Source organism: Chryseobacterium bernardetii, assembly GCF_003815975.1.
Lineage (GTDB): Bacteria > Bacteroidota > Bacteroidia > Flavobacteriales > Weeksellaceae > Chryseobacterium > Chryseobacterium bernardetii.
The window spans coordinates 1,510,232-1,525,907 of record NZ_CP033932.1 but is presented as its reverse complement, the minus strand read 5'-3'; the positions used below and the strand labels follow the sequence as shown (position 1 = coordinate 1,525,907).

The window sequence follows — 15,676 nt, the reverse complement described above, 5'->3', positions numbered from 1 at the left end:
ATCCTTTTTATATGGTTTAGTATGGTTTACAGAAAAATTTGCAATTTTTGGTCGCTATATTTTAATTATGTTCAATAATAGCTTTTAGTAAAATATTAACCTCATCTACATTTTTCACTTTCTCTTTTCTCATCATGAGTTGGTTTCCTTCCTTACCTGACTTCTCCTTGAGCTGAGCTTCTGCAGGATTTCTGGTTAAATAATTGATAATATGCCTGAATCTGTCTGTCTGATAGAATTTATCCTGAGGATTGCCAGGGAAATACCCTAAAAATATTCCATTCTTCATCACAATCTTCTCAAAGCCAATATCTGCTGCAAGCCATTTTAAGGAAACACTTTTAAGCAGATTTACCGCCTCTTTAGGTAAAGCACCAAATCTGTCAATCAGTTCAAGTTCAAACTGATGAAGATCTTTTTCATTATTAATTTCTGCTATTTTCTGGTACAGCAGCAATCTTTCTTCCGTATTAGAGATATAGAAATCAGGCAGCATCAGTTCCAGATCCGTATCAATATTAACATCTTTTACAGATTTGAAAAGCTTTTGCCTGTCCTCTTCATTTTCGAATAAATTCTCAAAATCAGCATCGTCTTTCAGCTCTTCAAGTGCCTCCTGCATTAATTTCTGATAGGTTTCAAATCCCATCTCATTAATAAATCCGCTCTGCTCTGCTCCCAATAAATCTCCCGCACCACGGATCTCAAGATCTTTCATTGCAATCTGGAAACCGCTTCCAAGGTCAGAAAACTGTTCAATTGCCTCCAGACGTTTTCTGGCATCAGAAGTCATCATATCATAAGGCGGAGTAATAAGGTAGCAGAAAGCCTTCCTGTTGCTTCGTCCTACTCTTCCCCTCATCTGGTGGAGATCTGCCATCCCGAATCTTTGAGCATCATTGATAAAGATCGTATTCGCATTCGGAACATCCACTCCACTTTCTACAATAGTGGTAGAAACAAGTACATCATATTTACCTTCCATAAAGTCCAGAACATTTTTCTCCAGCTGCTTACCATCCATCTGACCGTGTCCCGTGATCACTCTTGCATCAGGAACCAGACGCTGAATAAGCCCGGCAATATCTTTCAGGTTTTCAATTCTGTTATTGATAAAATACACCTGCCCATCTCTCTGGATCTCATAAGAAATAGCATCACGAAGTATTTCTTCACTGAACCCTATTAGCTGTGTATCTACCGGCTGCCTGTTAGGCGGCGGAGTTTTAATTACAGACAAATCTCTTGCTGCCATCAAAGAAAACTGTAATGTCCTTGGAATTGGAGTTGCTGTTAGTGTAAGCGTATCCACATTGTTTTTAAGAGTTTTCAGTTTATCTTTCACGGAAACGCCGAACTTGTGTTCCTCATCAATAATCAATAATCCAAGATCTTTGAATTTAACCGAGCTGCTTACCAACTGATGGGTCCCGATAATAATATCTACCTTCCCGTTTTTCAGATCCTCTAATGTTTCGGATTTCTGCTTGGCCGTTCTGAATCTGTTCACATAAGAAACATTTACGGGAAAATCTTTAAGTCTTTCCTTAAAACTTCTGTAATGCTGGAACGCCAGAATAGTAGTAGGAACCAGTACTGCCACTTGTTTTCCATCTGTTGCAGCCTTAAATGCGGCACGTATTGCCACCTCTGTTTTACCGAACCCTACATCTCCACAAACCAATCTGTCCATCACCGTATCCGCTTCCATATCTTTTTTTACATCTACGGTAGCTTTTTCCTGGTCCGGGGTATCTTCGTAAATAAAGCTTGCTTCCAACTCATTTTGCAGGTAAGAGTCCGGAGTATAAGCAAACCCTTTTGCCGTTTTTCTTTGAGCGTATAATTTAATAAGATCAAATGCTATCTGCTTAACCTTAGCCTTTGTTTTTTGCTTTAATGATTTCCAGGTTGGAGAGCCAAGCTTGCTCAGCACAATCTCTTTTCCATCCGGTCCGTTATATTTTGAGATTTTATGTAGTGAATGAATACTTACATACAGCAGATCTCCGTTTTTATAAGTCAGTTTAAAACATTCCTGGATTTTCCCGTCATTATTCACTTTTACCAATCCCATAAATTTTCCAATTCCATGATCAATATGGGCAATATAATCTCCAATCTTGAGGCTCATCAGGTCTTTCAGAGTAAGCTGTTCAGATTTTGCAAAGGTATTCTTAGCCTTATATCTCTGATAACGGTCAAAAATTTGATGATCAGTATATACCAACAGCTTATGACCGTTATCTACAAAGCCCTCATGCAGTTCAGATTTAAAGCTTTTAAAAGGAAGCTCATGTTCTAGTTCTTCAAAGATAGATTCCAGTCTTTCTTTCTGTTTTTCTGTAGAGAAAGAAATCCAGGTATCGAATCCAATTTTTTGTTTTTCTTCAATATCTTCAATGAGAAGCTCAAAATTTTTATGAAAAGAAGGCTGTGGAAGCTGCTCCATTTTTACTTCAGCTACTTCTTTCAATCCTTCTATAGCAACATTCCCGAAATCAACGGTTTTAAATTTTTTATAATCAAACAAAAACTCCTGGTCGGAAATAAAAAGCTCCTGTGGAGTTCTATGAGCAATATCTTTACTTAAAGTTTCATATTTTTCAAGGGATTTTTCATAGAATGTCCGGATCTTCTGCATCCCTACCATTCCGTTTTTGGAAATCACATAGCTTTCTTTAGGCAACAGCTGGAGCAATGAAACCCTGCTCCCAGTTACTGAGAAATTCATATTGGATACCAGCTGAAAATCTTTCACCTTATCTACTGAAAGCTGAGTTTCTATGTCGAATGTTTTAATACTTTCCACCTCATTACCAAAGAATGTGATCCTGTACGGCTTTTCATAAGAATAAGAAAATACATCTACAATTCCTCCTCTTACAGAAAATTCTCCAGGCTCTGAAACAAAGTCTGTTTGCTGAAAATGATAATGATTAAGCAGTTCATCTACAAAATCAAAATCCAGCTGATCGCCTACTTTTATGTGATGAGAAATCGCTTTGAAATCTTCTTTCTTCAGTACCTTTTCCGACAGTGCTCCTGCATAGGCAACAATTACTTTCGGAGATCTCCCGGAATTGATTTTATTCAGTACCTCAGTTCTTAATACAAGGTTAGCATTCTGAGTTTTCTCCACCTGATAAGGTTCCAGATGAGTAGCTGGGAAGTACAATACTTTTTCTTTCCCAAGCAGGTCTTCCATTTCGGAATTCGCATATAATGCATCCTCTTTATCATCTACCAGATAAAGAATATTTTTTTTCTGAACCAAAAAGAGTTCAGCCACAAAAACAGAAACTGAAGATCCCGCACTTCCCTTCACGGCAATATGCTGACTATTTTCTAACTGGGTAAAAATTTCTTTCCCGAACTCTTTCTGCATAAGGTCCGGAAGAAACTTTTCGTTGATGGATTTTAACTGCATAAATAGTAATGGTATAAACGACAAAAGCGATTTCGGGAGTTTTCCGAAACCGTTGTAACGCTACACAAAGGTAAGCATATTTTTCTTCAACCCCGGAATCCTGCAGACTTTTAGATTTAAAATGAATTACTTAACGGCTATAAATCTTAATTTTTTATTAATTTATTTAATAACCTGTTAAAAAAAAACGAATATTTTCTCATGGCATAATCTTTGGGAATTCAAATCAACCAAACATTAATTAAAAGTAGTATTATGAAAAAAGCAATGAAAATTCTAGGAGTTTTAATGCTGTTGGTTTTTACAGCATTATCTTTTTCGTCGTGCAGCAAGGATGATGATCCTGCAGACAACGACTTTTTCGCAGGAACTTACAAAGGAAGCGTTTCCTATAATGACGGAGGCTCTACCAACATCAGCACTGATGCAGGAAGTGTATTTGTAACAAAAATCGCCAGTGGCACCAAATACAATTTTACCTTCTCAAACAATATTCCAAGCCTAAACGGGATAGAATTTAACAAACAGGGTGATAATACCCTTGTAATGGTAGGTTCTACAGCAACATCTTATATCAGAATTGATAATAATACATTGAAAATTTTATACGTTCAGGATGGTAAAACATGGACGGCAAACTGCACGCGTTAATCCATCCTCTAATCATGTAAAAGCCTGTTCTCTTAATTGAAAACAGGCTTTTTTTATTTTTCAGGAAGCTGCTTTAATCTTTTTTTAAGCTGTAATAAACTTTAGTTAAGTTTAAAAAACCAGAATTTCTAGCCTGCTTTTTGTATATCTTTATTCAACAAAAATAAACAGTATTCTTATGAAAAAATTATTATCAGCAATGTCATTAGTTTTAGGACTAGGCCTTGCTACTGCTCAGCAGACTGCTCCCGCTACTCATACAACTCATGCTCCTGTAAAAACGGTTGCTGCTAAACCTGCAGAAGTAAAGGCAGCCAAGCCAATGGTTGCTAAAACAGCTAAACCAGCTCAGCCAGCTCCTGCTGTTAAAATGAAAAAGGACGGTACTCCGGATAAGAGATACAAAGAAAATAAACATCTGAAAAAAGATGGCACTCCGGACAAAAGGTATAAGGCAAACAAATAAAGCATAACATCAACATATAGTTGTTATTTTCATAATCAAATTTCGAGAAAAGCCGATGGATTTATTTCATCGGTTTTTTTATGTCTTACCCTGTAAAATGGTTCCACAATTCTCTACTTATTTATAAATTTGAACCATGTTAAACTTCTTCAAGAAAAACGCAGCGCTTATCTGGGCAAAAAAACATGTTCAAAAGGCAGAGGAATTCAAAAAAAATGCAGACAAAAACCAGGAGGACCTTTTGATCTCCCTCGTAAACACAGCTCAAAAAACACTTTTCGGGCGGGAACATGATTTTGAAAACATCCGTTCCGTAAAGGATTTCCAGGACAGGGTTCCTGTTGCCGACTATGAAGATTTAAAACCCTATATAGAAAGGGTAAAAAAAGGGCAGGGAAATATTCTCTGGACAGATACACCTGAATATTTTGCAAAAACTTCGGGAACAACTTCGGGATCAAAATATATTCCTATATCTAAAGAAGGAATGCCTTATCAGATCGCAGGAGCCCAAAGTGCTTTATTCCACTATATCAGCAAAAAAAACAATGCAGATTTCGTTAACGGGAAAATGATCTTTCTGCAGGGCAGCCCGGAACTTGAGGAAGTTTTTGGGATTAAAACAGGAAGACTATCCGGAATTGTAGCACATCATATCCCTAATTACCTTCAGAAAAACAGATTACCAAGCTGGGAAACCAACATCATGGAAGACTGGGAGGCAAAAGTAGATAAGATTGTTGAAGAAACAGAACATCAGAACATGACTCTGATCTCGGGAATACCACCCTGGCTTATCATGTATTTTGAAAAACTGACCGAAAAACACGGAAAAAAAATAAAGCAGCTTTTTCCTAACCTTCAGCTTATTGTTACTGGCGGAGTGAATTATGAGCCTTACCGCGATAAAATGGAAGATCTCTTGGGTGGAAAAGTAGATATCATTCAAACTTTTCCTGCCTCTGAAGGCTTTTTTGCTTTTCAGGATGACTATACTAAGGAAGGGCTTTTGCTTTTAACCAACCACGGTATTTTCTATGAGTTTATCCCATTGGAAGAATATGGAAAACCGGATGCCATAAGATTGACCCTGAAAGAAGTTGAACTTAATAAAGATTACGCTTTGATTTTAACAACTAATTCAGGATTATGGGGCTACTCTATTGGTGATGTAGTGAGATTTATTGATAAAAAACCATACAGGATTTTGGTAAGCGGAAGAACGAAGCATTTTACTTCTGCCTTCGGAGAACATGTAATTGCTTTTGAAGTAGAAGAAGCCCTGAAGGCAACCCTTGAAAAATATCCTGCACAGATCACTGAGTTTCATTTGGCACCACAGGTTAATCCTAATGAAGGCCTTCCTTATCATGAATGGCTTATAGAATTTGAAAAGGATCCCGAAAACATAGAAGTGTTCAGAAATGAACTAGATCAGCAGCTCAGAAACAGAAATACCTATTATGATGATCTTATTTCCGGAAATATTCTTCAAAAACTTCATATTACAAAGCTGAAGAAAAATGCGTTCAATGAATATGCAAAATCTCAGGGAAAACTGGGGGGGCAAAATAAAACTCCAAGATTAGCCAATGACAGAAATATCGCAGATATATTAGAAATTTACAAATTTTAGAGATATTTTTTCAATTCCAAAAACGTATATTCGAAAAAAATTATAAATTTGAAAAACTAAACGAAAATAATGAAAGCATCTGTACTGTTGAAATCATCTTTATTAACGTCTTTATTTGTTATTACATCTTGCGCTACTACAAAATACAGCGAGGATATTTCAAAAAACAACTACTCCAATCTGGAAGCCGGAAAAGTTTACAAAGTTACTATGAGAGACGGATCCCCGAAACAAAAAATATTATTCAGAAACGTTGTTGGAGATAATCTTGTAGGTACAGCCGGTAAAAAAGACAGTACAGAGGTAATTATTCCTAAATCTAATGTAGCCGCAGTGAAAGACAGCAGAAAAGCAAGAATTGCTGCAGGTGCCACAATTATTGGCGCAGCAGGAGTTGCTGCTATTGTTCTTAGCTCTTCAAGAGCAGACTAAAATAGATTTTATCTTTTGACATATATTTAATATATCTTTTAAAAAACCATATACTGATAGCCCTAAATAAATTTTTAGGGCTATTTTTGTTCATGATTTCCTTTACCCCGTTACAAACATTACAAAATGTTGAGTTCAGAAATCTTCTAACCGGGAGATTTTTTATTGTTTTAGCCTTCAGAATGCTTGCCACTTTATTAGGATGGTGGGTATACCAATTAACCAAAGACCCTTTTTCAATTGGACTTATAGGACTTTCCGAAGTTATTCCTGCGGTGAGCTGTGCCTTATATGCCGGACATGTTATTGATATGAATGAAAAAAAGAGACTCTTGCTTATCTGCAATTATGCTTACATCTTTCTGATCGGGCTGCTTTTGATCCCGGCATTCTTTAATGTTCAAATGCATTTTACAGGGCACCAGATCACTTATTTCATCTATGGGGTCATATTTTTCACAGGAATTGCAAGAGCTTTTATTGGGCCTATTGTTCCTTCTATGATTCCTAAAATTGTAAAAAAAGAGAACCTGCCGAATGCTGTAACACTAAACCAAGCCACCTTCCTTATTTCTTCTGTATGCGGACATGCAATTGGCGGGCTTCTTATCGGATATTTTGGGGTACAATGGACATTAGTTGTTATTTTATCCCTGATATTTATAGCTTCTCTGTTTTTCTGGCAGCTCAACAAACAATATTCTGAATATAAAAAAGAAACGGTAGATGTTGTGGAAAGTATGCGTGAGGGCATTACCTATATTTTTAAAACAAAAGAGATCATGGGAGCCTTATGTCTTGACATGTTTGCTGTACTTTTTGGAGGAGCCGTAGCCATGATCCCCGTATTCGCTACAGATATACTGAATTCAGGAGCGGAAGGATTCGGATTGCTGAATGCAGCTTCTGATATAGGTTCTATGTGCATTATTACGCTCCTGTCTATTGTCCCTTTAAGAAAAAATCAGGGAAAAATACTTCTTGCAGTAGTAACCGGGTTTGGGATATGTATCATTGGATTTGGATTATCTAAACTGTACTGGCTTTCCTTTATGTTCCTGGTATTAAGCGGAATGCTTGATGGTATTTCTGTAGTGATCCGTGGAACTATTGTACAGCTTAAGACGCCTGACCATATAAGAGGGCGTGTACTGAGTGTGAATTCCATATTCATCATGTCCAGCAATGAAATGGGGCAATTTGAAAGCGGCTTAATGGCTAAAGCGTTGGGAGTAGTTCGTTCAGTAGTATTTGGCGGCTGCATGACTGTTCTGATCGCTCTGATTGTTGGAAGCACTAATCCAAAGCTAAGAAAAATGCAATATTAATAAACTTATCTTCAATTGATTAAAAAACGGTTAAACCAACTTAAATTAATATATATATAAAATAAGGATAGAAAATTTTCTATCCTTATTTTTATTTTTAAACCTAATTTATTCAAAATAATCTATAGCTTCCATTTAAAATCACAGACTAAAACACCCTTCCATTATAATGTTCATATATTATAATACAATGGCAAAAATACAATATCACAAAACAAGACTATACATTACTTAAATATACATCAAAATTTATTACAAAACGTTAATAATTTCATATATTTGCTACAAATATCCCCTTTATGAATAAAATTTTACTCATTTTAAGCTTTTTTGTAACCGGTTTCTGGGCCAGCGCTCAGACTTTTACTGACAAGGCATTACAACAAAGTGCTTCGCAACTCAATACCACCAATACAGAAGGTGATTATGACAAACTGTTTAAGAGATTTACAGAAACTAATACTTCTGAAAAATGGCAGGCCTTTCATTATGCTGCTGTTTCTATGTATCTGAAAGCAGAACTTTTAGCAAAAAAATCTACTGCTTCAGCTTTTGAATCAATTACTACGGCTGAAAAATTCGCTCTTGGAGTATCCCTTTCTCAGCCTGACAATCAGGAAAACAACATCCTTCTTGGGCTTATCACACTGGAAAGCATACAATTGGGTGTTTATAATGATCCGGTGAAAGCAGCACAGGAGGTTTCAAAATACATTGCAAAAGCAGAAAGCTCTGACCCAAACAATCCAAGACTAGCAATATTAAAAGCAAAATCAGCTGAAAAATCTGGTAATGTGACCGAAGCTGAAGCTCAATACCAAAAAGCAGCAACAGGATTCACAGCTCAGAGTTCTGTACCTGGATGGGGTAAACAACTTATCCCTAAAAACAAATAATTTACTTTAAGTTTTCAATTTTAAATCGGTCAAAAAATGAAAAAATATCTACTGATTTTTCTAATTTTCATTACCCAGATGGTTTTTGCACAACAGGATTGTATCACTGCCATCCCTATATGCAGTGATTCAGAAATCTCTCTAAAACCTAATGGAAGCGGAAGTGTAAAAGAAGGAAGCGGCTGCCTAAGCAGTGAGAGTAACTCTATCTGGTTTACCTTCAGTATACAAACTGCAGGAACATTAACCTTCCTTATTACCCCTATGGGCCCCAAGGCTTACGATATCGATTATGACTTCGCATTATACGGACCTAATCACAGCTGCAGCAACATCAAAGAAACTCCTTTACGATGTTCTTACGCGGGAATGGGCAACCTAATCAGCAGACCTCTTACCGGTCTTAGCATGACGGCTACTGAAACTACTGAGGGTGCTGGCGGAATTGGTTTTGTAAAATATATTGATGTACTTCCGGGAGAGGTATATCACTTGCTTTTAAATAACTATTCTACTGAAATTGCACCTTTTAAATTAAGCTTTGGTGGAACAGCAACACTGCTTACCCCATTTGATAATAATTCATTAAAAATCTATCAGCCTTTCCCATTCTTAAAGCCTGGAGCAAATAATGATGGGGATATTGATATTTGTGGTAACCCGGTAACGTTTGATTTTGCAACTCTATCAAATCACATCAGAAATAACAACCCAAATTTTGTTATAAAGTATTACCGCAGTGCTGCTGATGCGGCGAGCGACTACGATCCTATCACAACTCCTATTCCGGTTAACACTACCACTCAATATGCCTATTCCATTTCTTATGTTGACCCTACCAAACCTCTCTCGTTTTTAAATCAATGTAGGGAATTTGGAAGTATAAAGTTTGTTGACAGATCTTTTACTCTTACCCCCGGGGAACTTACTTCATGCAGCAACAACAACTCTGGAACAGCGCTATACGACCTTTCATCTGCAGACATAGGGCTAACTCCTAATTTGAATGTAAAGTATTATCCTTCAATGTATGATCTTGACCATGGCATCAATGAAATAACCAACCCATATCAATATGTTTCTGCAGAAGGATCAGCTTTTGTAAAGGCAACCAATCAATTCGGATGTATTACGATTACAGAAATTAAATTGAAATTCCACCCACTGGTAAAAGCACTTCCGGACCCTACACTAGTAGAATGCCATCTGGAAACAAACCCTTCCATGGGAATGTTCAATCTTGACAACGCACCAATCACAGTACCTGCTGATGGTACCAAGAAAAAATACTACCCTTCACTGGCAGATGCAGTAGATGCCACCAATGAAATAACAAATTACAAAACCTATATGGCACCTAATGGCGTAGTATATGTAAGAGTATATGATGACCTTGGATGCTTCACTGTTGCGAAAATAACACTTCAGGTACTTCCTCCGGTAAAATCCAGCGTACTTCAGGATAAAATCATCTGTATGGAAGACAAAACCACTCTGGATGCAGGGCCTGGATTCAAAAAATATGAATGGAGCACCGGGGCAACTACACAAAGCATCAGCAATGTGGGAGTCGGTACTTATTGGGTAAAACTTACAACCAGAATCGGAGAATGTACTACCACTCAAAAGGTAACAGTATACCCTTCTGAACAACCAGTAATCTCCAGCGTTGATGTATCTACTACAAACATTACTGTAAACGTAACGGGAGGAACTCCTGATTACAAATACTCTATAGACAATGTGGTATGGCAGGATTCTAACGTATTTACCAATGTAGCAAGAGGTAATTACAAGATATATGTAAAAGATGCTTATGATTGCGACCCTATCGTAATTGAAGTAATAGTTCCTAATATTGTAAACGTTATTACACCTAACGGAGACGGAATTAATGATGTTCTTGACTATTCCGCAATAGCAGGTAAACAAAACCTGACACTGAATATTTTTGACAGATATGGTGTAAAAATTCACCAGGCTGACAAATCTAACGGATACAAATGGGACGGAACAATTGCAGGTAAAAAAATACCTACAGGTACTTACTGGTACTCTTTAACATGGAATGAGAATAACAGCAAGAATACTCCATTCAAATTCTCAGGATGGATTATTGTGAAAAACAGAGAGTAAGCTCTCAGTTATATCATAAAAAAATCACCTCAGTTGAGGTGATTTTTTTTATCAACATACCCAATCCCCTATTAACCGTATTTTTACAAAGGCTGCTCATAATTTGTTGAATACTATTTTTTAAATATTTTTTAAATAAACTATCTTTGCACTATGGCGCAGAAAGAAACATTATCATCCCTTACACACGGAAACTTTGCAAAAGAACTGTCTATTGCGGATGGAAAAATGCCTCCTAATGCAGTAGATTTTGAAAGACTTGTTATCGGAACTTTTTTGATTGACAAAAAAGGTCTTGACCATTCTATTGACCTCCTTACCCCGGAAGTATTTTACGATCCCAGACATCAGGTTATTTTTTCTACCATCTTAAAGCTTTACGAAGGCAACCATCCGGTAGATTTAATGACTATTATTCAGGATCTTAAGAAAGAAGATAAGCTAAGCCAGGCCGGAGGAGACCATTATATCATTGATCTTACTATGGGAGTAAGCTCATCTGCCCATATTGAATATCACGTTCGTGTTATCCTTGAAAAATATATTTTAAGAAGCCTTATTAACGTTTCCGCGAATGTAATTGATTCTTCTTATAAAGAATCCACTGATGTATTTGAACTGCTGGATAAGGCAGAACAGTCTTTCTTTGAGATTACTAACGGAACCATTAAAAAAGGATTTGACACTGCCAACTCACTGGTAAAGCAGGCTATTGACACTATCAAATCGTTAAAGGATAAACAGGGACTTTCAGGAGTTCCTTCAGGATTCCGCGATGTAGATAAAGAAACCGGAGGCTGGCAGAATTCCGACCTTATTATCATTGCAGCACGTCCCGCGATGGGAAAAACCGCATTTCTTCTTTCGATGGCAAGAAATATTGCTGTAGGACACAAAATCCCAATGGCATTATTCTCTCTCGAGATGGCCTCAGTACAGCTTATCACCAGAATGATCGCATCCGAAACAAGAATCTCATCCGAAAAGCTGAGAAAAGGGACTCTTGACGATGAAGAATGGCAAAGGCTATTTTCCAATGTTTCTGAATTGGAAAATGCCCCTTTATATATTGACGAAACTCCATCGCTCTCCATCTTCGACTTCCGTGCAAAGTGCCGAAGACTGGTAATGCAGCATGGCGTAAGACTAATAATGGTCGACTATCTTCAGCTTATGACTGCCGGTGGTGGCGGAAAAGGAGTTGGAAACCGTGAACAGGAAATCTCCATGATCTCCCGTTCATTAAAAGCGATTGCAAAAGAACTGAATGTTCCGGTAATTGCACTTTCCCAGCTTTCCCGTAGTGTGGAAACACGACCAGGAAAAAGGCCTCAGCTTTCAGACCTAAGGGAATCCGGAGCGATTGAGCAGGATGCGGATATTGTATCTTTCATCTTCAGACCTGAATATTATAAGATTGCCGTTTGGGATAATGATGAAGAAGGACAGGAAACCTCTACTGAAAACCAAGCTGAATTGATTATTGCCAAACACAGAAATGGAGCTACGGCTGATGTAAGATTATCTTTCTTAAAGCATTTTGCAAAATTCGGGGATATTGAAGCCGCTTTTGACGGTGGTAACGGAGGCGGATATCCGTCAAACTTCGGCGAGCCGAGCGGTTTTGATAAAATTAAAACTACAATCCAGCCAGGAGCAGCATTTGATCTTCCGGACAGTTCGAAACTTTCAGGCTCCTCCATGAATGACTTTGACGATGACGATGACTTCCCGTTTTAAATAATTCAATTTTATAAAAAAGATTTGAAAATCGAAATTTATACCGATGGTGCATGCAGCGGAAACCCTGGAAAAGGCGGATATGGAATCCTTATGCGCGTTCCAGAAAAAAACTATCAGAAAACATTTTCTAAAGGCTTCAGAAAAACTACCAATAACAGAATGGAACTCCTTGCTGTAATTTCTGCATTGGAAAAACTAAAATCTACAGAAAATGACATCCATGTATATACCGACAGTAAATATGTAGCAGATGCCGTAAATCAGAATTGGATTACCGGATGGATCAAAAGAGGCTGGAAAAACGTAAAGAATCCGGATCTATGGAAAAAATTCATTGAACTTTATAACCTACATAAGCCTACCATGCATTGGGTAAAGGGACATGCCGGCCACTTCGAAAATGAACTCTGTGACAAATTAGCTGTGGCGGCCGCCAGTTCTCCCAACCTCGAAATTGACACTTATTTCGAAGGAATGGATAGCAATACACTCTTTTAATTTAATTAATACAAATCCAGAATAAAGAGTACAACTTTCACTACTTCATCACAATAAATATCATTTTTTGAATAATAATTAATTTTTTTAACAAAATTAACATAAAATACACATTTATTAACTAGGATTTAATATATTTACTGATAATTAAATTCCTAGTGAAATGAATAAAAATTTATTATTTTACTTCTCTATTCTTTTACTCTCTCTATCTGGAAAAGCCTTTGCCCAGACCTACCAACTCACCGGAAACCCTATCAATACCACAGGATGGACCGTTGTCCCCAGCGCTACCACAAGCGGTGATTTCATCATGCTTACTGATGATGTAGGAAATAAATCCGGAGCAATAAAGCTCAATGATCCTATTAATCTAAAATATTGTGATAAATGGAAAGTAGAATTCGACTTCAGAATCAATGGAAATGGAATACCGGGGTTTGGAAAAGGTGACGGATTTGCTTTTTGGTATCTCGCCAATCCACCAATAACAAGCCAGCAGGGATCAGGATTAGGAATTCCACAGAATGCAGTTGGCTTTATGGTTGGTTTTGATATTTTCAATAATACAACCAGCGCTCAAATGAGCAAGGTACACATCGCTTATGGAGTAGTTCCCAACACTACAGATACTAACAATATTGAATTTTTCAATACTCCCGGAAGCTCTTTCCACTCTCCAGACCTCAACTCAACACAGCCTTTTGTAGGAGATACCTATAAACACGTTGAAGTAACCGGTGAAACAGATCCTGCTAACCCTACAAGCTGGATCATTACTGTAAAAATGGATGGAGTTACCATCACCTCACAGTCATTTGCTCCTTCAGGCGGAGCTGCAACCATGACACAGGGATACTTTGGCTTTTCTGCATCTACAGGAGGCGCTTCAGCCAGAAACTCCATTAAAAATGTAAAAATATTCACGGATAAAGTATCTATTCTGAAAAGCTTAGTTACACAATCTTTCTGCCCCAATCCTACTACCGGATACGGAAGCGTTAACTTAACGGATTTCAATGCCCAGTTTGTAGCCAATCCAGGAAATTATACATTCAAATATTATCCTCAGGGAAGCTCAACTCCTATTGCCAATCCTGCCAATTATGAATTTAACGCCAACACAACAGTAACCATTGTTATAAAGGATAATGCAGGAGTACTCTGTGATAACCCTGATGGAAAAATCCAACTGGATCTGGCTCCGTTTAAAGCCAACGACAAAACACTTACCGAATGTAATAACAATAAAGCCGGAACCGCCACTTTTAATTTAAATTCCGCTAATGTAACAGATGTACCTGGTGTTACAAAAAAATACTATAAAACACTCAATGATCTAAATTCAGGGACTAATGAGATTTTGTATCCGGACAACTATGTATCTGCACCGGGAACTGTTTATGTAAAAGTAACCACTCCACTGGGATGTACAGGTACTGCGAAAATCAATCTTACTTTTTACCCTGAAACCATTGTAAGAGATGACACCATCCAATCCTGTTTTATTGAAAACAATATACTGAATGGTGTTTTCAATCTGACAACAGCCAATGTTACTTCACTCACTACAGGAATTATTAAAAAATATTATACAACCGTTGCTAATGCTGTTAACAACACCAACGAAATTACCGATCCTTATCAGTATACCTCAACAAGTACAGCTGTGTATGCTAAGGTAATAGATACTAACGGATGTTTTGCGGTTGCAAAGATTAACCTTGTTGTACTTCCACCTGTAAAATCCTCGATTCTTAAAGACAAAACCATCTGTATAGAAAATAAAACAGATTTGGATGCAGGACCTGGTTTTGATGAATATTTATGGAGTACCGGTGCCAAAACACCTTCTATTAAAGATGTAAGCGTAGGAACCTATTGGGTTAAACTCAGAACAGGAAACTGTATTACCACACAAATCGTGAACGTGCAACCGTCGCCCAATCCCGTAATTGCCAGTATTGACATCCACAACAATACAATTACAGTTAACGTAACAGGCGGAAAATCACCTTATCAATATTCGCTGGACGGCATTCATTGGCAGGCCTCAAATACTTTTACCGGTCTGGCAAGAGGAGAAGTAAAGGTTTTTGTAAAAGATTTTTATAACTGCTCCCCTATTGACGTTCAGGTGACTGTTCCTAACCTCATCAATGCCATCACTCCAAACGGAGATAACAAAAACGACTTCATTGATTACTCTGCTCTGGCTTATAAGAAAAACTTAGTATTCACAGTATATGACAGATATGGAAACAAGCTTTACGAAGCAAACAAAATAAGAAATTATACATGGGACGGAAGAGCTTACGGTAAGAAGATCCCTTCTGCCACCTATTGGTACACGATTTCCTGGAATGAAAACGATAAAAATAACACTGAAACAAAATACTCAGGTTGGGTATTGGTAAAAAATATGGAATAAACAGTAATACAAACAACAACATCACAATC

11 protein-coding genes are annotated in these 15,676 nt (G+C 37.4%); 10 read left to right on the top strand and 1 reads right to left on the bottom strand.

What is annotated here, in order from left to right; all coding sequences use genetic code 11:
• Window positions 1-61 precede the first annotated feature (61 nt).
• Window positions 62-3,430, bottom strand: coding sequence for a transcription-repair coupling factor (gene mfd / locus EG339_RS07040; protein ID WP_123869586.1), 3,369 nt, complete (start codon window positions 3,428-3,430; stop codon window positions 62-64).
• A 255-nt stretch (window positions 3,431-3,685) separates the two neighbouring features.
• Between mfd and EG339_RS07035 the strand changes: the two genes are divergently transcribed.
• The 10 genes from EG339_RS07035 (at window position 3,686) to EG339_RS06990 (ending at window position 15,647) form a co-directional block, all read left to right on the top strand.
• Window positions 3,686-4,081, top strand: a complete 396-nt coding sequence (locus EG339_RS07035; protein WP_123869585.1) for a hypothetical protein — start codon at window positions 3,686-3,688, stop codon at window positions 4,079-4,081.
• Between the two features lie 178 nt (window positions 4,082-4,259).
• Window positions 4,260-4,547 (top strand): hypothetical protein, encoded by a 288-nt coding sequence (locus tag EG339_RS07030; RefSeq protein ID WP_123869584.1) that lies wholly within the window; start codon window positions 4,260-4,262, stop codon window positions 4,545-4,547.
• A gap of 136 nt (window positions 4,548-4,683) precedes the next feature.
• Entirely contained in the window at window positions 4,684-6,183 is a 1,500-nt protein-coding gene (locus tag EG339_RS07025; protein WP_123869583.1) for a GH3 auxin-responsive promoter family protein, read from the top strand.
• A gap of 69 nt (window positions 6,184-6,252) precedes the next feature.
• Window positions 6,253-6,615, top strand: coding sequence for a hypothetical protein (locus tag EG339_RS07020; RefSeq protein WP_123869582.1), 363 nt, complete (start codon window positions 6,253-6,255; stop codon window positions 6,613-6,615).
• A gap of 92 nt (window positions 6,616-6,707) precedes the next feature.
• On the top strand, window positions 6,708-7,943 hold the full coding sequence (locus EG339_RS07015) for an MFS transporter (protein ID WP_123869581.1): 1,236 nt from the start codon (window positions 6,708-6,710) through the stop codon (window positions 7,941-7,943).
• A 299-nt stretch (window positions 7,944-8,242) separates the two neighbouring features.
• Window positions 8,243-8,839 carry a hypothetical protein gene (locus EG339_RS07010; protein WP_123869580.1) on the top strand — a complete coding sequence of 199 codons (597 nt, stop codon included), beginning with the start codon at window positions 8,243-8,245 and terminating at the stop codon, window positions 8,837-8,839.
• 36 nt (window positions 8,840-8,875) lie between these two features.
• A complete protein-coding gene (locus EG339_RS07005) occupies window positions 8,876-10,975 on the top strand; it encodes a T9SS type B sorting domain-containing protein (RefSeq protein ID WP_123869578.1) in 2,100 nt (699 codons plus the stop codon).
• Between the two features lie 153 nt (window positions 10,976-11,128).
• Window positions 11,129-12,715, top strand: coding sequence for a replicative DNA helicase (gene dnaB / locus EG339_RS07000; protein WP_123869576.1), 1,587 nt, complete (start codon window positions 11,129-11,131; stop codon window positions 12,713-12,715).
• Between the two features lie 24 nt (window positions 12,716-12,739).
• On the top strand, window positions 12,740-13,216 hold the full coding sequence (gene rnhA, locus EG339_RS06995) for a ribonuclease HI (RefSeq protein WP_123869574.1): 477 nt from the start codon (window positions 12,740-12,742) through the stop codon (window positions 13,214-13,216).
• Between the two features lie 163 nt (window positions 13,217-13,379).
• The gene (locus EG339_RS06990) at window positions 13,380-15,647 is read left to right on the top strand and encodes a T9SS type B sorting domain-containing protein (RefSeq protein ID WP_123869572.1); all 2,268 of its coding nucleotides are present in this window, start codon (window positions 13,380-13,382) and stop codon (window positions 15,645-15,647) included.
• Window positions 15,648-15,676 lie beyond the last annotated feature (29 nt).